19 protein-coding genes are annotated in these 18,647 nt (G+C 48.5%); 17 read left to right on the top strand and 2 right to left on the bottom strand.

Features of this window, described 5'->3' with window-relative positions:
- Window positions 1–24: 24 nt before the first annotated feature.
- From ACTO17_RS00885 to ACTO17_RS00875, 3 genes are all read left to right on the top strand, one after another.
- Window positions 25–1,512: an FAD-dependent oxidoreductase gene (locus ACTO17_RS00885; protein WP_482556530.1), complete on the top strand. Its 1,488-nt coding sequence runs from the start codon at window positions 25–27 to the stop codon at window positions 1,510–1,512.
- Window positions 1,513–1,592: 80 nt separating this feature from the next.
- Window positions 1,593–3,683: an FAD-dependent oxidoreductase gene (locus tag ACTO17_RS00880; protein WP_482556548.1), complete on the top strand. Its 2,091-nt coding sequence runs from the start codon at window positions 1,593–1,595 to the stop codon at window positions 3,681–3,683.
- Between the two features lie 11 nt (window positions 3,684–3,694).
- The gene (locus ACTO17_RS00875) at window positions 3,695–4,270 is read left to right on the top strand and encodes an NADH-ubiquinone oxidoreductase-F iron-sulfur binding region domain-containing protein (RefSeq protein ID WP_482556529.1); all 576 of its coding nucleotides are present in this window, start codon (window positions 3,695–3,697) and stop codon (window positions 4,268–4,270) included.
- Between the two features lie 46 nt (window positions 4,271–4,316).
- Here the strand turns inward: ACTO17_RS00875 and ACTO17_RS00870 are convergent, their stop codons facing one another.
- On the bottom strand, window positions 4,317–5,867 hold the full coding sequence (locus ACTO17_RS00870; RefSeq protein WP_482556528.1) for a PucR family transcriptional regulator: 1,551 nt from the start codon (window positions 5,865–5,867) through the stop codon (window positions 4,317–4,319).
- Window positions 5,868–6,042: 175 nt separating this feature from the next.
- Between ACTO17_RS00870 and ACTO17_RS00865 the strand changes: the two genes are divergently transcribed.
- From ACTO17_RS00865 to efp, 12 genes are all read left to right on the top strand, one after another.
- Complete coding sequence (locus ACTO17_RS00865) at window positions 6,043–7,353, top strand: thiolase family protein (protein ID WP_482556527.1); 1,311 nt, start codon at window positions 6,043–6,045, stop codon at window positions 7,351–7,353.
- Window positions 7,354–7,364: 11 nt separating this feature from the next.
- Entirely contained in the window at window positions 7,365–7,781 is a 417-nt protein-coding gene (locus ACTO17_RS00860) for a Zn-ribbon domain-containing OB-fold protein (protein WP_172535948.1), read from the top strand.
- A 141-nt stretch (window positions 7,782–7,922) separates the two neighbouring features.
- The gene (locus ACTO17_RS00855) at window positions 7,923–8,162 is read left to right on the top strand and encodes an acyl carrier protein (protein ID WP_172535949.1); all 240 of its coding nucleotides are present in this window, start codon (window positions 7,923–7,925) and stop codon (window positions 8,160–8,162) included.
- A 62-nt stretch (window positions 8,163–8,224) separates the two neighbouring features.
- Window positions 8,225–9,223 (top strand): phosphate acyltransferase, encoded by a 999-nt coding sequence (locus ACTO17_RS00850; protein WP_482556526.1) that lies wholly within the window; start codon window positions 8,225–8,227, stop codon window positions 9,221–9,223.
- Window positions 9,224–9,229: 6 nt separating this feature from the next.
- A complete protein-coding gene (buk, locus tag ACTO17_RS00845; protein ID WP_172535951.1) occupies window positions 9,230–10,351 on the top strand; it encodes a butyrate kinase in 1,122 nt (373 codons plus the stop codon).
- Window positions 10,352–10,390: 39 nt separating this feature from the next.
- On the top strand, window positions 10,391–10,900 hold the full coding sequence (locus ACTO17_RS00840; protein ID WP_172535952.1) for a DUF1097 domain-containing protein: 510 nt from the start codon (window positions 10,391–10,393) through the stop codon (window positions 10,898–10,900).
- A gap of 110 nt (window positions 10,901–11,010) precedes the next feature.
- Complete coding sequence (locus ACTO17_RS00835) at window positions 11,011–11,817, top strand: MBL fold metallo-hydrolase (RefSeq protein WP_172535972.1); 807 nt, start codon at window positions 11,011–11,013, stop codon at window positions 11,815–11,817.
- Window positions 11,818–11,828: 11 nt separating this feature from the next.
- Window positions 11,829–13,094: an L-lactate MFS transporter gene (locus ACTO17_RS00830; RefSeq protein WP_482556525.1), complete on the top strand. Its 1,266-nt coding sequence runs from the start codon at window positions 11,829–11,831 to the stop codon at window positions 13,092–13,094.
- 101 nt (window positions 13,095–13,195) lie between these two features.
- The gene (gene nrdR / locus ACTO17_RS00825; protein ID WP_172535953.1) at window positions 13,196–13,648 is read left to right on the top strand and encodes a transcriptional regulator NrdR; all 453 of its coding nucleotides are present in this window, start codon (window positions 13,196–13,198) and stop codon (window positions 13,646–13,648) included.
- Window positions 13,649–13,726: 78 nt separating this feature from the next.
- The gene (locus tag ACTO17_RS00820; RefSeq protein ID WP_482556524.1) at window positions 13,727–14,248 is read left to right on the top strand and encodes a YqeG family HAD IIIA-type phosphatase; all 522 of its coding nucleotides are present in this window, start codon (window positions 13,727–13,729) and stop codon (window positions 14,246–14,248) included.
- Complete coding sequence (rpiB, locus tag ACTO17_RS00815; RefSeq protein WP_482556523.1) at window positions 14,245–14,685, top strand: ribose 5-phosphate isomerase B; 441 nt, start codon at window positions 14,245–14,247, stop codon at window positions 14,683–14,685. The genes ACTO17_RS00820 and rpiB overlap by 4 nt, the downstream gene beginning before the upstream one ends.
- A gap of 90 nt (window positions 14,686–14,775) precedes the next feature.
- Complete coding sequence (efp, locus tag ACTO17_RS00810; protein WP_172535956.1) at window positions 14,776–15,333, top strand: elongation factor P; 558 nt, start codon at window positions 14,776–14,778, stop codon at window positions 15,331–15,333.
- A 50-nt stretch (window positions 15,334–15,383) separates the two neighbouring features.
- Here efp and ACTO17_RS00805 read toward each other — a convergent pair whose 3' ends face one another.
- Window positions 15,384–16,271 (bottom strand): AraC family transcriptional regulator, encoded by an 888-nt coding sequence (locus ACTO17_RS00805; protein WP_482556522.1) that lies wholly within the window; start codon window positions 16,269–16,271, stop codon window positions 15,384–15,386.
- 225 nt (window positions 16,272–16,496) lie between these two features.
- Here ACTO17_RS00805 and ACTO17_RS00800 point away from each other — a divergent pair, with 225 nt between their 5' ends.
- Window positions 16,497–17,411, top strand: a complete 915-nt coding sequence (locus tag ACTO17_RS00800; protein WP_482556521.1) for a nucleotidyltransferase family protein — start codon at window positions 16,497–16,499, stop codon at window positions 17,409–17,411.
- A gap of 6 nt (window positions 17,412–17,417) precedes the next feature.
- Complete coding sequence (locus ACTO17_RS00795; RefSeq protein WP_482556520.1) at window positions 17,418–18,521, top strand: phosphotransferase enzyme family protein; 1,104 nt, start codon at window positions 17,418–17,420, stop codon at window positions 18,519–18,521.
- The last annotated feature ends 126 nt before the right edge of the window (window positions 18,522–18,647 follow it).

The raw sequence follows: 18,647 nt of genomic DNA, 5'->3' as shown, positions 1-18,647 counted from the left end.
CCAGAAAAAACAGGAGGTATCGCAATGAAAGAAATGAAGGCAGATGTGATTGTAGTGGCAGCAGGCTTATCCGGCCTTGCAGCAAGCATTGCGGCAGCAGAAAACGGAGCGCAGGTTTTGGTTTTTGAAAAGTCCAGCACCACAGGCGGGGCGGCAAATATGGGAATGGGGCCTTTGGGCGTAGGTTCCAGAATACAGAGGGAGCATATGATTTCTCTGACTCCGGGAGAAGCCTTCCGCAAACATATGTATTTTACCCATTACCGTGTGGACGCCCGTATGGTAAGAGATTATTATTTTAAGTCGGGAGATACCATTGACTGGCTGATGGATATGGGTGTGGAATTTGTAGGAGTGCAGCGTGCCTTCAGTGCGCCGGAGGATACCAGGGCCTATTCCGACGGAGAATTTACCTGGCATGTGTGCAAACCGGAAGGCGGCGGAGTTCCCGGTCCCCGCGCGGCCACTTCCATGACGAAAAAGATGACGGAGCATGCCGCAGAGCTGGGCGTGGAATTCCTGTTTGAGACGCCGGTTTCCAAGATTCTTATGGAGGATGGAAAGGCAGCAGGAGTTCTGGCAAAGACAAAAGACGGGGAAGAGATTGAAGCAAGAGCCAATTCTGTGATTATTGCAACCGGAGGCTTCGGGGACAATCCAAAGATGATCCAGGAAGAGACAGGCTATGAATTTGGAAAGACGATTTTTAACTTTGCAATCCCTGGAATGAAAGGGGACGGCCTGAAAATGGCATGGGAAGCAGGAGCAGGCAAAGAGCCCTGCAGTATGGAACTGATGTACCAGCTTCCGGATAATATGAACCATTTTATTTTAGACGGCGCATTTCGTCAGCCCTGTCTGTGGGTGAACCGGAATGGAGATCGGTTTATGCCGGAGGATCAGATTGGAAATACAACGTTTACCGGAAATGCCATTACAGCCCAGCCGGGAAGCATTGCGTTTTCCATATTTGACAGTAAACTTTTGAAAAAATATAAGAAAAAAGGGCCGGATATTGTTTCTCATGTACATCCCCATGATCTGTATGATCATTTTGATGAACAGTGGGAAAAAGATCTGGCAGAAGGCTACGAGCCTATTGCGCAGGCAGATACCATTGAGGAGCTGGCCGAAAAAGCCGGAATTGATGTGGAAGGGCTGACTGCCCAGATTGAAGAATACAATGAGATGTGCGACGCCGGATTTGATGAGATTTTTGAAAAAGACAGACGTTACATGCAGCCCATTGCTAAAGCGCCTTTCTATTGCTGCAGGCAGAACGTAGGGGCTTACGGTTCCTTAGGCGGCGTGAAGATCAACCATAAGACCCAGGTTCTTACCCAGGACGCCAAAGTGATTCCGGGTCTGTACTGTGTGGGAACAGACGCATGTAATATTTTTGGGGACAGTTATCCCTTTATCCTGTCCGGAAATACTATGGGATTCTGTTTAAACAGCGGACGTATTGCAGGAGAACAGGCTGCGGCAGAACTGGATGATTTTGAATATTAAATCCGGAATCCGAAGTTATGATTTTAATTTAATTCTAAGTCCAAAGCAGCAATTTGGAAGATTAAGGAATGGTAGCCGAAATGAACATTACAATTGACGGAAAAGTAATAGAAGCGAAAGAAGGGCAGAACATCCTGGAGGCTGCATTAGAAGGGGGAGTTTTCATCCCCCATCTCTGCAGCCATCCGGATTTGGAGGCAAAAGGCGGATGCCGGCTGTGCTCCGTGGAAATTGCAGGAGTGGAAAATGCCGTGCCTGCCTGTAAAACAGAAGTCAGAGAGGGCATGGAGATTACAGTAAACGGGCCGGAGTCGTCCAAAGTCAGGAAAATGGCCATGGAGCTGATTCTGGCCACCCATCCGGCCGATTGCACCGGATGCCCCAAATATGGAAAATGCGAGCTGCAGTCCATGTACCAGTATCTCGGCGTCAGCCCGGAAGGCTGGAGAAAGAAATCCAGAAACGTGGCAAATGACGACAGCAATCCCCTGGTTTCCCATCTGTTTACCAGATGTGTGCGGTGCGGAAGATGCGTCCGCGTCTGCCAGGAGTTAAGAGGGGTGAAGGTACTGGATTATGTTCAGACGCCGGCGGGCGTACGGGCGGGCGTACCGGAGGGAAAATCGTTGGAGGAAGCAGGGTGCCGGTTCTGCGGCGCATGTATTGAAGTCTGCCCCACCGGTTCCATTATGGATCAGGTGAAAATTATGAAGGAAGAGCGTTCTTACGCAGAAAACATAGTGCCCTGCAGAAGCGCATGCCCGGCACATATAGACATTCCCAGATATATCCGTTATATCAAAGACGGAGCCTTTGACAAGGCGGCGGCAGTGGTGCGGGAGAAAGTTCCGTTTCCTGAGACTCTGGGAAGCGTCTGCACCCATGCCTGCGAGGGAGAATGCAAGCGGGGAGAACTGAACGCGCCCATATCAATCTGCAAGCTGAAACGCTCTGCCGCCGTAAATGACAGCGGCGCATGGAAGCAGCGCGTCCGGAAGGATTCGGCCACAGGAAAGAAAGCAGCCGTGATCGGGGCAGGGCCGGCAGGACTGACAGCAGCCTGTTATCTGGCCAAAAAGGGCCATGCAGTGACGGTGTTTGAGAAAAATGAAAAGGCAGGGGGTCAGTGCCGCTATGGCATTCCGGCCTATCGTCTGCCGGATGAACTGCTGGACGGGGAAATTAATACCATGCTGGAAGCGGGCTTTGAACTGAAAACAGGAGTTTCTGTGGAAAGTCCCAGGGAACTTCTGGGCCAGGGATACGACGCTGTCCTGGTTTCCATTGGAACCCATCAGGGAACGAAACTTCCCATAGAAGGCAATGATTTGCCCGGAGTATATGTCAATGCAGATTTTCTGAAGCAGGCAAGACAAAAGACGCCCCTTCCGGTGGGAGAGAAAGTGATGGTGTTAGGCGGCGGAAATGTGGCCTACGACTGTGCCAGAACAGCAATTCGCCTGGGCGCAAAAGAGGTTCACATGGCATGTCTGGAAAGCGAAGCCCAGATGACTGCCACACCGGAAGAAATCGAGGAAGGGCGTCAGGAGGGCGTAATTCTCCATGCAGCCCATTCGTTTCTGCGGATTCTCGGAACGGACAAAGCAGAAGGGGTGGAAATTCAGAAAATTGATAAGTTTTATTTTGATGAAAACAAAAAAGCAGTGATAGAGTTAGTGGAAGGAAGCAGCCAGGTTATTGCCGTGGAACAGGTGATTTTTGCGGTAGGACAGAAGCCGGAGGGCACTGAGAAAATGGAGCTTGCCCTGACCCATGGGCCCTACATCCAGACAGATGAGCAGCTGCATACAAGCGTGGAAGGCATTTTTGCAGCCGGAGATGTTGTGACGGGAACAAAATCTGTGATTGAAGCAATTGCTGCAGGACGCAAAGCTGCAGAGCAGATGGACTTGTATCTGGGCGGCGACGGAGATATCAGCGAGAAACTTTTAGAGGAAGAAGAGATTTCTCCTTACCTGGGACAGATACCGGGATTTGCGGGCCGAAAACGGGTGGAACCGGAAGTGGCGGACCCGGCTGCAAGGGCAGGAGATTTTACCCTAGTGGAACAGCCCATGACCTGTGAACAGGCCCGGCAGGAGGCCGGCAGGTGTCTGCAGTGTGATTTGCGGCTTACGCTTTGCAGGCCGAAATTATGGAACGAGTATTAGGAGGTGCCTGTATGAGTATGCTGGATCAGGTAAATAATTTAAAAGACACCCAGTGCATTGTGGATATTCTGTGCAAAATGGTGTCCGAAAATGAATGTGTCAGGTGCGGAAAATGCGTGTTTGGATATGAGGGTGTCACGCAGCTTCAAATGATTCTGGGAGACATCACAGAGAAAAAAGGAAAGAGCACAGATATGGCGCAGCTGCAGGAGCTCTGCCAAATGATGAAAAGCCAGTCTCTTTGTGAGACAGGAGAAGAACTGGGCGCAGCCGTTCTTGCGGCAATTGACGCTTACCGGGCGGATTTTGAAGACCACATTGGGAAAAAAGGCTGCCGGGCCGGCGTCTGCAGAAAATTTATGACATATCATATTCTGGCAGAACAGTGCATCGGCTGCGGAGACTGCCTGGAGGCCTGCGAGGAAGAAGCCATTTTGGGAAAAGCAAAGTTTGTGCATGTGATTGAACAGAAGGAATGCATTCAGTGCGGAGCCTGCCTGGAAGCCTGCGGGGAGGATGCCGTTGTCCGGGCAGGGACGGTTAAGCCCAGATGCCCGAAGCGTCCCATTCCCTGCAAACGGCGGTAGAATTCTTCCCTTCCGGCTGCGTCCGGAAAGGTTCGGGGTTTGGACATTAATCGATCAGATGCAGATATTTCATAATCTTAACAGACAGGTTGTAATTCATATATTCTTCTCCTTCCGTAAAACTGCAGCCTGTAATCTGCCTGATTTTGCCCATGCGGTACAGCAGCGTATTTTTGTGGATATGCAGTGTGTCTGCAATGCTGCCGGGCTGGCCGGGGCGCTTTAGAAATTCGATGATAGTGTCCATAAAATCTGTGCCGTGCTCCTGGTCATAAAGATACAGCTTCATCAGGCCCGGCTGAATTAAAAACTGGATTCGGGGCTCTTCTTTTTCCAGAGTTTCCAGCATTTTGTATAGATAGTAATCGCTGAAATAATAAAATGAGGAAGCAGGAGACAGCTTGATCCCCAAAAGCACGGCGGACACTGCCTGCTGGTAAAAACAGGCGGTGTCTTCCAGATTTTGATAAAAATTACTGATGCCTGCTTTCAGCTGATTGGCGGCCAAATAGCTTTCTAACTGGTTCATTTCATAATCGCTGAGACGCTGGTTTAAGTTGCGGCTGATGAGAAACACAATGGTATTTTCGTATATTACATAAATACTCCCGGATAAGATAAGCCTCATCCGCTCCAGAATGACCTCCATTTTTAAATCGGAGGTACTGTATCCCACAGTGGGAATTGCAATAATATAAAAAGAGTCCTTCAGACTGTATCCCATGGCTTTTAAGCGTTCCCGGATGTGGTTGGTATTTTTTTTCGGGTGTTTGATTAAATCAATCAAAAAATAAGAATACATCACGCCTTTGTTCTGCCGGAATGAGGAGTCTTTCTGCAGCTCCATGGAAATCAGCTTGCTGAACCGGTGAAAAAATTCTTTGTCAAAATCATAAAAAGCGTGTTCCGATTCCAGCATCATCGCATGTCCGACACAGACGCCCTGGATTTCCACTGCGTCAATCAGCGTTCCCTTCTCCACCAATTGGTTGAAATGATAATAGGCATGGTTTGCCTGCTGCACTTTTTCATCCAGATTATTTCTGGAAATATACTGGATGCCTGTTTCGCTGATATATCCGGTGGCGCTTTCCTCCTGAAAGAAAATATTGTCAGGCACAATACCGTCAGACATGGCCAGGTATTTGTACTGCAAATCAACAACATATATGGGGTTGCCGAAGATATCGGTGGCTGTGTCAATCAGATATTGAAGCCCGTTGCCGGAAAACAGCGCGTTTACCAGAAGATGCATGCCGGCGGTAATCTGCTGGATTTCAGTCAGGCATTCTAAGATAAAGTTCAGGAAATCTCCCTGGGAAATTTCAGAATCAAACACTGCAATCTGGAAGGCGCTCTCTTCATACCGGCAAAAATCTGCGGACTGCTCCAGACAAAACAGGATGATGGGGATTTCCAGTTCAGGCTCGGGAATCAGATGGGCGGGAGCCAGATATAAAGTGGACGGCGAATAAATCTGGTTTTGGCCTGTCAGGATACGCGCATGAATCAAATCAGGATTCAGCCGGCGGTTTCCGTAAATGTCGGCCCGGTATCCCTGTTCTTCTAATTTGCTGAACAGCTGTATATATTCCATTATAAAATGTTCCTTTCGCTTTCGTGTTGTTCTTTTATTATATCTCAAAAAGCTTTGTGCGTGCACACGAAAAATGAAACCGTCAAAGGAAAAGATTGGATGCGGGCACGATGAATCAAAACGGAAAATTCACTATACTGAATGATATCAAACGAGAGGAAAGGAAGAGAAAATTATGGGTACTTTGGGAAAGTATGGAAGAAGCGTGTCGATTATCGGCGTGGGCTGCACTCCGTTTATGTACACGGTAGACCATCCGGAGACGGACGGGCTGACCGAGGGTGAAATGTTTGGCTATGCGGCGCTGAAAGCAATGGAAGACGCCGGCGTGAATCCCAGAGATGTGGATTTTTATTTTCACGGGGAAGCAAGTCCCCTGAACGGTTCTAACTATCTGACGCCGAATGTGCAGATTGCCAACTGGTTCGGAATGAAAGGAAAGGGTTCCATCCATCATTCCGAAGCGTGCTGCACCGGATATCTTGCCATTGAACAGGCAGTGAACGCCGTGGCTTCCGGAAAATATAACTGCGTCCTTACCGGAGCAGTGGAATTCGGCGACAGCACGCCTTCACCTGCCGACAATGTGGAGTCTCCGAAACATCCCTATAAAAGAGATAAGATGACCATGGATAAGTTCTTAAAGAGCACCTCATGGCTGTATGACCGCGCCTATACCAGAAGCTTGATGGCGGGCCAGGAATTGATCTATGACGATGCGGCGGAGTGGTATGTCAGGACCAGAGGCATTACGTCAGAGCAGATGAACCAGACCCTGAACTGGATGTGCATCAACAACCGGAGAAATGCTTCCGTCAATCCTTTGGCCATTGAGAGAAAGACTTATGAAGCTCTTGCCGGGGAAGCGGGCATGACGCTGGAAGAATACATGAATTCTCCCTACAATCCCAGAATGGGAGATTTCCTCAGGGCCGGCGGCATTGAGCTGAAATGCGACGGAGCTGCCGCAGCCATTGTGTGCGCAACGGAAAAAATTCCTGAGATTGCAAAGAATCTGAAACATAAACCCATCGAAGTGCTGGGCATCGGAAGCGCGGCCTGCGAGGCTACCACGCCCCATTTCGAAGTGCGGGCCACAGAAGAAGCGGTGCGGCAGGTCTATGAACTGACCGGATTGTCAGGAGAAGATCTGGATTTATTTTATGCCAATGATTTTATTATTACATCCCATCTGGTATCTGCGGAAATTGCCGGTTACCTTCCTTACGGAGAAGGATGGAAATATATCTGTGACGGGCGCACTGCCTGGGATGGGGACAAGCCCATCAACACCAACGGCGGCCGGACCTCCTTTGGGCACGCCCACGCGGCTTCCGGTCTTGCAGATGTATACGAAGCATGCAAGCAGCTGTGGGGCGAGTGCAAAGAGCACCAGGTGAAACAGACGCCCAAAACAGCAATGCTTAGAGGATACGGCGGAGCACAGAATGTTGCTGCAATTGTAATTCGTACATTAGAAGGATAGGAGGCGCTTTCATGAGCATTCAATTAGAAAAAGTAGTCCAGAAATTTTATGAGGGATTGGAAGAGGGGAAATTTATGGGCCGGAAATGCCCCCAATGCAGCAATGTGGAATTTCCTCCGGTATATGCCTGCAATGCCTGCGGCAATTATGAAACGGAATGGTATGAGATCAGCGGAAAAGCAAAGCTTCATTCCATCGTTCTTCCGGCTGCCCTTTCTTCCAAGCCGGAATATAAAAAGTTAGGCAAATACGCCTACGGCGAAGTGGAACTGGAGGAGGGCACAAGGCTGAACGCCGTTGTCCGTGGCATCAGCAAGAAAAACAGGACGGAGCTGTCTCAAAAACTTCCACTGAACTGCCATGCCGCTGTGTTTGAACGGGAAGGCGGTTTTAAGACAGTGGTGTTCGAGCTTGACGAAGAATCATAATGACAACAGAGATTTTCCGGTAAAAAGCGGAAAATATAAGAGTGTTTTGCAGGCAGCGGTTTGCTATATTGTACTTACACCGTTGTTCTGTGAATCTGAAACAGCTTATAAATAAATCTTATAAGAAAGAGAGAGAGGAAAATGGACAGAAAAGAATTGGAAACACAGGTACTCAATATGGTGGCAGCATCTTATAAACAGGAGGCGGCGAACCTTTCCATGGAAACGTTATTTAAAGAGGATCTGGGCGGTGCGTCCGTACAGATGGTGGCTCTTGTGGCAGAGATTGAAAATGAACTGGATGTGGAGCTGATGTTAGCAGACGCAAGCGGATGCGCCACCATCGGCGATTTGGTAAATCTGATTGAAGAAGAGATGTAAGGGATAAAAAGGGCGCCCCAAATGAAAATCTGGCAGGCCAGAGGAAAGGAGAACTACGGAAAATGGGAGTATTGGATGAAATTTACCGAAAAGCCAAAGAAAATCCCCAAAAGGTGGCGTTCCCGGAAGCCATGAATGAAAAGATGATGCAGGCTGCCTATGAGACAGGAAAAGAAGGTTATATTATCCCTGTTCTTGTGGGAATTGGCAGCGAGATCCGAGCGGCAGTCCGGGAAAGAGGCTACGAGGAACATGTGTTTGAGATTGTGGATATCAATGAGGAAGCATACAAGAAAAAGCTGATCGAGCAGTATGTGGCCCTTCCCCAGACGATTTTGAAGGAAAAGGCTTTAAACCGGAGGATGCAGAATCCCTTGTATTATGCCATGGTCATGCAGGCCGTGGAGGAAGCGGACGTAACCTTTGCAGGCATAGACAATACCACCGGAGACGTGCTTTTGGCAGGGCAGATGATTATAGGGTTAAAAGAGGGAATCAGCACAGTTTCCAGTATTGGCCTGTGCGATATCCCGGGCTTTGCGGGAAGCGAAGGAACCCTTCTTGCAGTGGGAGACAGCGCCGTGTGCACCAATCCCGATGCAAAGCAGCTGGCAGATATTGCGATTTCCGCCTGCGATACCGTGAAAGCTTTGCTGGACTGGGAGCCCCGGTGCGCCATGGTCAGCTATTCCACCCTGGGAAGCGGCCAGGGAGAACTGATTGATAAAGTAGTTCAGGCATTGGAGATTGCAAACGGGCAGCGGCCGGATTTGGCCATCGACGGCGAATTCCAGTTTGACGCCGCAATTTCGCCGGCGGTTGCTGAGAAAAAAGTAAAACGGGAAAGCAAGGTGGCAGGCAGAGCCAATATTGTGATCTGGCCGGATTTGAACGTGGGCAATGTGGGCGTGAAGCTGATTCAGCAGTTTGGACATGCCGACGCGTACGGCCCTATGCTTCAGGGCTTCAACAAGGTGGTGTGCGACTGCTCCAGAGGGGCTCCCGTTTCTGAAATCAAAGGCAATATTGTAATCAGCGCTGTACGGGCGGCAGGAGGATGAAAAGAAATGGAACAGTACAAGGTTTTGGCAATTAACCCCGGCTCTACTTCTACGAAAATTGCTTTATTTCAGGAGGAAACATGCATTTATACAAAAAATGTTTCCCATGACGCCGGAGAACTTGCAAAGTATCAGACAATTCCCGATCAGCTTCCATACCGAAGGGATATGATACTGAAGCTTCTGAAAGAAGCAGGGATTTCCCTGGAAGATGTGGATGTGTTTGTGGGAAGAGGCGGCGGCCTTCTTGCCATGGAAGGTGGAACTTACAGAGTATCGGAACTGATGTTGGAGCATGCCAGGACATGCGCCAACGGCGTAATTCATCCGGCTGCGCTGGGCTCTCAGCTTGCCAATGAATTTGCCGTGCAGTACAAAAAACAGGCCATGGTGGTGAATCCGCCGGATGTGGATGAACTGCAGGATCTGGCAAGGATGACCGGTATTCAGGGCGTAAACCGGATCATTCATTTACATGCGCTGAATTTGAAGGAAACAGCCATCCGGCACAGCAAAAATGTGCTGAACAGGGATTACGAAAGCTGCAATTACGTGGTATGCCACATTGGAGGAGGAATTTCCATCTCAGCCCACCGTCAGGGACGGATGGTGGACGGCTATGACATCGTAGGGGGCGAAGGCCCGATGGCTCCCACCAGATGCGGCAGCATTTCCGTGGCGGATCTTTTGGAATATATGGAGAAAAATCAGCTGAGCGCAGCAGAAGTGAAGAAACTGTGCACCAGAACCGGCGGTTTTGTCAGCCATGCGGGGATATCCGATGCGGTGGAGCTGACCAACCGGGCGAAAAACGGTGATCCCTACGCAGAAATGCTGTGGAACGCCATGATTTACCAGATTGTAAAATGCATCGGCGCCATGGCGGCGGTTCTCCATGGAAAAGTGGACGGAATACTTCTTGGCGGCGGCATGGTGCACAGTGATGATTTGGTGCGGCAGATTACTGAAAGCTGTTCTTTCCTGGCGCCGGTGACAGCCTACCCGGGAGAATTTGAAATGGAAGCAATGGCAGCCGGGGCAATCCGTGTGTTAAAGGGAGAAGAAACGTTAAAAGAATACACCGGAAAACCCGTATGGAGCGGTTTTGAATGGCAGCCAGTTCCTTAATTTCAGAATCACTGCATCAGTGAAAGGAATACAGGGCGTATGGAGAAAAAACAACAGAAAATAAATATGCTGACTCTGGCGCTTGGCATTGCGGCCCTGCCGCCCATCTGGGCGGTGGCGGCGCCTTATCTGGGCGTGGATGTGGGGGCAGTGGCTTTGATATGCGCCGGTCTTTATGTGGCAAACGGAAATAAAAGAAAGGACGCCCTTAAGATTACCGCAGGTTTTCTTGCCGGCGATGTGTGGGCGGTGCTTGCCGTCTGTGTGATGGAGACGCTGCCGTTAAACCCCAATCTGGAATTGTATCTGACCCTGTTTCTGATGGGCGGCCTTGCAGTTCTGCTGGGAGAAACCTTTCCGAATATATTTTATACTCCTGCCTGGCTCTGCGGGTGGGCCATCGGGCTTACCATTTTGGGGCCGCTGAAAATGTCAGAATTTGGGATGCTCCCCATACAAATCGGAGCTGCCATGGCAGTCGGCGTGTTTTATGTGGGCGTGGGAGTGGACGCTTTTCAGAAATTTTTAATTAAAAAAACAGAGAGGTAAGAAATAGGACTGCCCCATGAATGGAGTCTGATACAGAACAAAAACGGTGTTTGCAAAACATCCCGTCTGTATGGACCGTCCTGAATGGGGCAGTCCTTTCGCTGGAGCTTATGATTGCGATAACAAAAGTATTAGAGAATGTATATGTGTTAAAGGACCGGGCAGGCTGCTGTGCAAATCTGGTGGTGGGAAAAGAGAAGGCTCTTTTGTTTGACACCGGTTCCGGAATTGACAATTTGAGAGAAACCCTTGAGAGCATTACAGAACTTCCCCTTCTGGTGCTGAACAGCCATGGGCATTTTGATCATATCGGAGGAAACTGCCAGTTCGAGCGCGTATATCTTCCGAAACAGGATTTTTCCATTCTGGAAAGTTACGATACGGAGACTTTGAACCGTTGGCTCAGGGAACTGACCAGGGACAGCCTCTGGCCTTTTCTGGCGTCTCCCAGGGAATGGAAATGCATTCGTCCCCTGGAATTTGACAGCTTTGACCTGGGTCAGATGGCCTGCAGGATTATTCCCTTAAAGGGACATACGGCAGGTTCTGTTGGGATATGGATTCCGTCTTTGAAGCTGCTTTTGTCAGGAGACGCCTTAACCCCGGTGATGTGCCTGAACTTTCAGAATCATTTATCAGCAAAAATTCAGTACGAAACCTTAAAGCAGATTCAGAATCTGGAGTTTGACTGGTATTTAACCTCCCATCACGAGACGCTGTTTGAAAAATCCCTGACAAAACGGATGATGAAATGTATAGAAAACAGTGCGGGGAAGAAATTTCAGTTTTACCAGTATCCTCAGCCGCCCTATGCCAAAGGATGGATTTACCTGGATTCTCTGGGGGAGGAGCCAGTGGCTCTGATTCTGTCAGAAGAGGAAAAAAGGACGGCTCAAACAATGAATGTTTTAGATTAAGGAGAGAACAGATGGGAACACAGAACAATAAAATCAATTTGACAAAAAGGCGCTGGCTGGTGCTTCTGGCAAGCTGCCTGATTAATTTATGTATCGGCGCGCTGTATGCCTGGAGCGTATTTGCTGCTCCCATGGCGGCGCATCTTTCTGAAATCCTGGGAAAAGAATTGACAGCCGCGGATTTGTCCGTGGTGTTTTCCGTGGGAAACGGCCTGGGATTTATCACCATGATAGGCGGCGGGTTTCTGAATCAGAAAATCGGGCCCAGATGGGTGATATTTGCCGGCGGAATTTTATTTGGCGCTGGCTTTGTGATCTGCGGCTTTGCATCGGATATTCCCATGCTTGTAACAGGATACGGCCTGTTCAGCGGCCTTGCCATGGGGCTTGCATACGGCTGTACCATCAGCAATTCCGTGAAATTTTTTCCGGATAAAGCGGGGCTTGTGGGCGGAATTGCAACAGCGTCCTATGGAATATCTTCCGTTTTAGTGCCTCCTGTGGCAAACGCCCTGATTGACAGAGTGGGCGTAAGCAGAGCGTTTGTCTTAATGGGTATTGTCATTATCGTTACGGTAGGCATTTTTTCCCAGATGATCCTGAAATGTCCCGACGGGTTTGCGCCGGAGGGATGGACGCCTCCGGCCGCCCAGACAGAAAGCAAAAAAGCAGAGTCAGAGGAGAATAAAAACTGGAAGGAAATGATGAAAATGCCTGTTTTTTATCTTATGATTGTGATGCTGTTTTTCGGGGCTGTTCTGGGGATGATGGCTATTTCACAGGCCTCCAACATTGCCCAGGATATGATTGGGATGACGCCGGCTGCCGCTGCAATTGTAGTTTCTGTACTGGCTCTGTTCAATACATTTGGACGGATTCTGGCAGGAATGATTTCGGATCGGTTGGGCTGTATCCAGACATTGCGGGCAGTGTTTGGGGCAGCGATTCTGGCCATGGGAATTCTCTATCTGAGCGGAAACGGCTCTGCCGTGTTATTTTATGTGGGGATTTGTCTGGCGGGCGTCTGTTTCGGAGCTTTTATGGGAGTGTATCCGAGTTTTACGGCGGAGCGGTTCGGTGCGAAATACTCCAGCGTCAATTATGGGATTATGTTTATCGGCTTTAACTTAGCCGGACTGCTGGGGCCGATGATTGTAAGCAGGGTGTTTCAGCAGACAGGCGGTTACAGAGGCGCCTTTCTGGTGGCTCTGGGTTTTGCCGTTTTTGGCCTGCTCCTGTCTGTTCTGATCCGGGCCCGGGAGCTTCAGCGGGCATAAAATGTGGTTGACAATAAAAAAAAAGCAAGATATACTGAAAGAAATCAGAGCGTTTTCAAATGCGCTTGGAGTTGCAGCAGATAAAATCGGGGAGGGATATCATGAAATGTCCATATTGCAGCAGTGACAATACACGGGTGATAGATTCCAGGCCCGCGGACGACAATTATTCGATCCGCAGGAGACGGCTCTGCGATGATTGCGGGAAGCGTTTTACCACCTATGAGAAAGTGGAGACGATTCCTTTAATTGTGATAAAGAAGGATAACAACCGGGAACAATACGATCGGGCGAAAATAGAAGCGGGCATTCTCCGGGCCTGCCATAAGCGTCCGGTATCCGCAGACAGAATCAGCCAGCTGGTGGACACGCTGGAGGTGGACATTTTCAACAGAGAGGAAAAGGAAGTTTCCAGTTCCGAGATAGGGGAAATCGTAATGAACCGGCTGCAGGAGCTTGATCCGGTGGCATATGTCAGATTTGCGTCCGTATACCGTGAATTTAAGGACGTCAATACCTTTATGGATGAATTGAAGAAGATTTTGGACCAGTAAGCGGAACAAAAGAAAAGCTTATTATTGGATCAGTAAGCGGAACAAAAGGAAAGCTTATGTCACAGGAGAATACACAGTATGTTAGCAAAATTTTATCCCAATGAATATTTGGATTCCGCATATCAGATAGAATATGAGCGTTTGTTTCGGGAAGGATATCGGGGAATTATTTTTGATGTGGACAATACTCTGGTGCCCCACGGCGCTCCGGCAGACGAGGCGGCAAAGAAGCTGTTTGCCCGGTTAAAGAAGCTGGGGTATCAGTGCTGTCTGCTGTCGAACAATAAGGAGCCCCGGGTGAAGATGTTTAACGATCAGGTACAGGTGCAGTATATTTTCAAGGCGGGAAAGCCGAAGGTTTCCGGCTATGAACGGGCCATGGAGCTGATGGGGACGGATAAGAGCAATACATTGTTTGTGGGAGATCAGATTTTTACAGATGTATATGGCGCCAACCGGGCAGGCATCCGCACCATTTTAACAAAACCCATCCATCCAAAAGAAGAGATTCAGATTGTATTAAAACGGTATCTGGAAAGAATTGTACTGTTTTTTTATCATAGAAAACACCGGGCAGGCATGAAAGGAGAAGCGAAATGAAGATTGCAATTGGAAACGACCATTCCGCTGTGGATATGAAAAAAGAAATAACAGCCTTCGTGGAAGGACTGGGACATGAGACGGTCAATTTCGGAACAGACAGCACGGAAAGCTGCGATTATCCCATTTACGGCGAGAAAGTGGGAAGAGCTGTGGCGGCAGGGGAGGCGGACTGCGGAATTCTGATTTGCGGAACGGGAGTGGGAATTTCCCTGGCGGCCAACAAGGTTAAGGGGATTCGCTGCGGCGTGTGCTCCGACACTACCACCGCTCATTTAATCAGGGAGCATAACCATGCGAATATCATAGCGTTCGGCGCCAGAATTGTAGGGGTTGAGAAGGCAAAGGACATTGTGAAGGCTTATCTGGAAGCAGAACCTATGGGGGGACGGCATCAGGCGAGAGTTCAGATGATTTCTAAAATAGAAGAACAGTAAAAAAAGGTTGAAAAATTTGCCATTATAGTATAGAATGTAGAAAGCGTATGGGCGGATTGCGTCCAAATGTAGTTTAAGGAGGAAAATCCAATGATTTCAGCAGGAGATTTTAGAAATGGTATTACGATTGAATTAGAGAATAATATTTATCAGATTATTGAATTTCAGCATGTAAAACCGGGGAAAGGCGCAGCCTTTGTCAGAACAAAGTTAAAGAATATCAAGAGCGGCGGCGTGGTGGAGAAAACATTCCGCCCCACAGAGAAGTGCCCCCAGGCCCGTATCGACAGAGCGGACATGCAGTACTTATATTCTGACGGAGATCTGTTCCACTTTATGGATGTTGAGTCTTATGAGCAGATTGCCCTGGATTCTGCAGCCATCGGAGACGCATTGAAATTTGTCAAAGAGAATGAAATGGTGAAAATGTGTTCTCACAACGGCAGCGTGTTTGCAGTGGAGCCGCCTCTGTTCGTTGAATTAAAAATTACCGAGACAGAGCCGGGCTTTAAAGGCGATACCGCAACCGGCGCAACTAAGCCTGCAGTGGTGGAAACCGGCGCAACCGTATACGTTCCGCTGTTTGTAGAGCAGGAGGACGTAATTAAGATCGACACCAGAACCGGAGAATATCTCTCCAGAGTTTAGTTGACCTGATGGTCAGACGAACTTCCGCAGAGCAGAAAGCCGGAATGACGTTATTTGGAAAAAGCCTGAATGGAAAGGGCATATTCCGAAGGCGTCATTCCGGTTATTTTTTTAAATTGCCGGGAAAAATAGTGAATGGAATTATACCCCAGAAAGTCAGCAATCTGAGTAAAATTCATGTTTTCTTCCCGAATCAGTTCTTTCGCCCGGGTGATTTTCATCCGGGTAAAATATTCGATAATGCCGCCGCCGCATTTACTGCGGAACAGGTTTTGAAGCTGTGAGACGCCGATTAAGTTATCATGGCAGATTTGTTCCAGGGTAAGAGTCTCGGTTAGCCGGTTTTCCATATAAGTCAGAATATGCCGGAAGGTTTCATCGTCCCGTTTTAATTTTACAGACTTGTCCAGACGGGTGTCTGCCGGGGGCTGACAGCTTTTCCGGTACAGGGAAATAAGAAAATGCTCTAAGGAGAGCTGTATCATCTGTTCAGAACCGGGGCGCCGGTCCGGATTGCCGGAAAGCTGCCGGGTGTAGGGATTGTCTAAGGGAGTCAGAAACGCGTCGCCGGCTTCTGCCAGGACGGCCGCCAGGAGATGACGCTCCGTTTCCCCCAGAGGAAGGATTTTATCTTCAAAAAAAGAGATGGCAGGGGAATGGCACACAAAAGAAACCACAACAAGATTGGGGGCAATCACGCCGTCGGTGGCCACGGAATGAAACTGTCCCGGTTTGTGAAAGATAATGCTGCCTTTTTTCAGCCTGTGGGTTGCCTGGTCTGCCGTAACCGTCACTTCTCCCTTGTCCACACAGAGAAATTCCCAGAAATCATGGGATTCCCCGTCGAATCTGAAATCCCTGCTGTACTCAAAATAATGGATGGTGACGATTTGCGGGATGTGGAATAATTTTGTCAGCGGATATTTGTAAAAGTCCATACGAACCTCCTTTCCGGCTGCCGAATATGCCTGAAAACAATGTTTCGGCGGATGGTTTCTGCAAATTCAGAGGGTGTTTTATTTTATAAAAGGGGGTGAATCCTATTGTTTATTTTAACATAATATCGTGCAAAAAAGTAAAAATATTGTGCAAATACAGAAAAATTTTTTTGTATTATTATGGTAACTACCAGAAGAAATTCAAAGAATCAGGAGGGTTTAATTATGAAGAAACCAACATTGGTAATTATGGCGGCAGGCATGGGAAGCCGATACGGCGGACTGAAGCAGATTGATCCGGTGGATGAGCAGGGTCATATTATTATGGATTTTTCGATTTACGATGCGGTGGAGGCCGGCTTTGAAAAAGTGGTCTTTATTATAAAGAAAGCCAACGAAGAAGTGTTCAAAGAGTGTATCGGCAACCGTGTTTCCCGGAAAATGCAGGTGGAATATGTATTTCAGGAATTGGAAAAACTTCCGGCAGGATATCAGGTTCCGGAAGGCCGGGAGAAGCCCTTTGGCACAGGCCATGCAATTTTGTGCTGCAAGGATGTGTTGGACGGCCCCTTTGCGGTAATTAATGCAGACGATTATTACGGAAAACATGCGTATAAGACAATTTACGATTATCTCACCAGCCATCAGGATGACGAAACATACCGTTATGCCATGGTGGGATATGATTTGAAAAATACTTTGACAGAGAATGGCCATGTGGCAAGAGGAGTCTGCGGGACAGACGCGGAGGGATATCTGACAGAAATCTGCGAACGCACCCATATTGAAAAGCGGGGCAGCCAGGCAGTGTATACAGAGGACGACGGCAAAACCTGGACGGAGATTTCCATGGACAGCACAGTTTCCATGAATATCTGGGGATTTTCCGAAAGTATTTTAAAGGAACTGGAACTGGGATTTGAGAAGTTTCTTGAAGAGGAACTGCCAGGTAATCCGCTGAAAGCAGAGTATTATCTGCCTATGGCAGTGGGAAGCCTGCTGCGGGAAGGAAAGGCAAGCGTACAGGTGCTCAGCTCCAGAGATCAGTGGTTTGGCGTTACTTACAAAGAGGATAAGGAAATGGTGGTCAATGCCATTGCGGAATTGAAGAAAAAGGGGTTATATCCGGAGGAATTTTAACAGAAAATGGAGGAGAAGGTAATGCAGGAACAGGCAAGAGAAGCAGTCAGTCATTTTGAACTGGAAGGAGTGACAGGGGAACCAAGGCCCTTTGGCAGCGGCCATATCAATGATACTTTTCTGGTGGAAGGGGAAAAAAGGTGCGTGCTGCAGCGGATGAACCGGACTATTTTTTCCAGTCCCGGGGAGGTTATGGAAAATATTGTGGGAGTGACAGAGTTTTTAAAAAAGAAAATTGCGGCAAACGGCGGAGACGTTATGCGGGAAACTCTGACAGTGATTCCCACCAGGGAAGGAAAATCTTTTTATCAGGATACCCAGGGCGAATGCTGGCGGATGTATTATCTGATTGAGGGCGCCTTAAGCTATGATCGGGTGGAGAGAGACGAGGATTTCTATGAGAGCGCGCTGGCTTTTGGAAACTTTCAGCAGCTTCTGGCTGACTATCCGGCAGAAACCCTTCACGAGACAATTCCAGGATTCCATGATACAAAAGCCAGGTATGAAGTATTTTTAAAAGCGGTGGAAGAGGATGTGTGTGGCAGGGCGAAGAATGCAGAGAAAGAAATCGAATTCTTCCGTTCCAGGAAAGAGGTTGCCTGCGTACTGGGCGATATGCTGAAAGCGGGAAAGCTGCCCCTTCGTGTTACCCACAATGATACCAAGCTGAATAATATTATGATAGACGAAGAAACCAGAAAGGGTATCTGCGTTATAGATTTGGATACGGTAATGCCGGGGCTGACGGCCCATGATTTCGGAGATGCCATCCGGTTCGGCGCCAGCACCGGGGAAGAGGATGAGCAGGATTTGTCTAAGGTAAGCTGCGACTTAGAGCTGTTTCGGATTTATACCCAGGGATTTTTAGAGGGCTGCAGGGGGAATCTCACCGATCTGGAAATTGCCATGCTTCCCATGGGGGCAAAAGTGATGACCTACGAAAACGGCATCCGTTTTCTGACAGATTACCTGAAAGGAGACGTTTATTTCAAAATCCACCGGGAAGGACACAATCTGGATCGGTGCCGCACCCAGATGAAGCTGGTGGCGGATATGGAAGAAAAATGGGAGCAGTTAGAAGAAATTGTCAGGGAACTCAGCGGAATTTGAAGCGGATGTGGGACAGTGTTTCAGATTTGCCGCCCTGTGCGGCCATGGAAAAGTCCAATTACCATTTTACTAAAATAATAGTAAAATAAATTTGGTATTTACTAAATTATGGAATTGTGATATACT

This window comes from Petralouisia sp., assembly GCF_056822245.1.
The sequence above is the reverse complement of the archived record's forward strand: the minus strand, read 5'-3'. Positions and strand labels throughout refer to the sequence as shown.

What these genes read in the sequence shown, in the direction of transcription:
- ACTO17_RS00880 (WP_482556548.1), top strand. Translation starts at nt 1,593, where the DNA reads ATGAACATTACAATTGACGGAAAAGTAATAGAAGCGAAAGAAGGGCAG.
- ACTO17_RS00885 (WP_482556530.1), top strand. Translation starts at nt 25, where the DNA reads ATGAAAGAAATGAAGGCAGATGTGATTGTAGTGGCAGCAGGCTTATCC.
- ACTO17_RS00855 (WP_172535949.1), top strand. Translation starts at nt 7,923, where the DNA reads ATGGACAGAAAAGAATTGGAAACACAGGTACTCAATATGGTGGCAGCA.
- ACTO17_RS00830 (WP_482556525.1), top strand. Translation starts at nt 11,829, where the DNA reads ATGGGAACACAGAACAATAAAATCAATTTGACAAAAAGGCGCTGGCTG.
- ACTO17_RS00835 (WP_172535972.1), top strand. Translation starts at nt 11,011, where the DNA reads ATGATTGCGATAACAAAAGTATTAGAGAATGTATATGTGTTAAAGGAC.
- ACTO17_RS00865 (WP_482556527.1), top strand. Translation starts at nt 6,043, where the DNA reads ATGGGTACTTTGGGAAAGTATGGAAGAAGCGTGTCGATTATCGGCGTG.
- ACTO17_RS00805 (WP_482556522.1), bottom strand. Translation starts at nt 16,271, where the DNA reads ATGGACTTTTACAAATATCCGCTGACAAAATTATTCCACATCCCGCAA.
- nrdR (WP_172535953.1), top strand. Translation starts at nt 13,196, where the DNA reads ATGAAATGTCCATATTGCAGCAGTGACAATACACGGGTGATAGATTCC.
- ACTO17_RS00800 (WP_482556521.1), top strand. Translation starts at nt 16,497, where the DNA reads ATGAAGAAACCAACATTGGTAATTATGGCGGCAGGCATGGGAAGCCGA.
- ACTO17_RS00840 (WP_172535952.1), top strand. Translation starts at nt 10,391, where the DNA reads ATGGAGAAAAAACAACAGAAAATAAATATGCTGACTCTGGCGCTTGGC.
- buk (WP_172535951.1), top strand. Translation starts at nt 9,230, where the DNA reads ATGGAACAGTACAAGGTTTTGGCAATTAACCCCGGCTCTACTTCTACG.
- rpiB (WP_482556523.1), top strand. Translation starts at nt 14,245, where the DNA reads ATGAAGATTGCAATTGGAAACGACCATTCCGCTGTGGATATGAAAAAA.
- ACTO17_RS00875 (WP_482556529.1), top strand. Translation starts at nt 3,695, where the DNA reads ATGAGTATGCTGGATCAGGTAAATAATTTAAAAGACACCCAGTGCATT.
- ACTO17_RS00820 (WP_482556524.1), top strand. Translation starts at nt 13,727, where the DNA reads ATGTTAGCAAAATTTTATCCCAATGAATATTTGGATTCCGCATATCAG.
- ACTO17_RS00870 (WP_482556528.1), bottom strand. Translation starts at nt 5,867, where the DNA reads ATGGAATATATACAGCTGTTCAGCAAATTAGAAGAACAGGGATACCGG.
- ACTO17_RS00795 (WP_482556520.1), top strand. Translation starts at nt 17,418, where the DNA reads ATGGAGGAGAAGGTAATGCAGGAACAGGCAAGAGAAGCAGTCAGTCAT.
- ACTO17_RS00860 (WP_172535948.1), top strand. Translation starts at nt 7,365, where the DNA reads ATGAGCATTCAATTAGAAAAAGTAGTCCAGAAATTTTATGAGGGATTG.
- efp (WP_172535956.1), top strand. Translation starts at nt 14,776, where the DNA reads ATGATTTCAGCAGGAGATTTTAGAAATGGTATTACGATTGAATTAGAG.
- ACTO17_RS00850 (WP_482556526.1), top strand. Translation starts at nt 8,225, where the DNA reads ATGGGAGTATTGGATGAAATTTACCGAAAAGCCAAAGAAAATCCCCAA.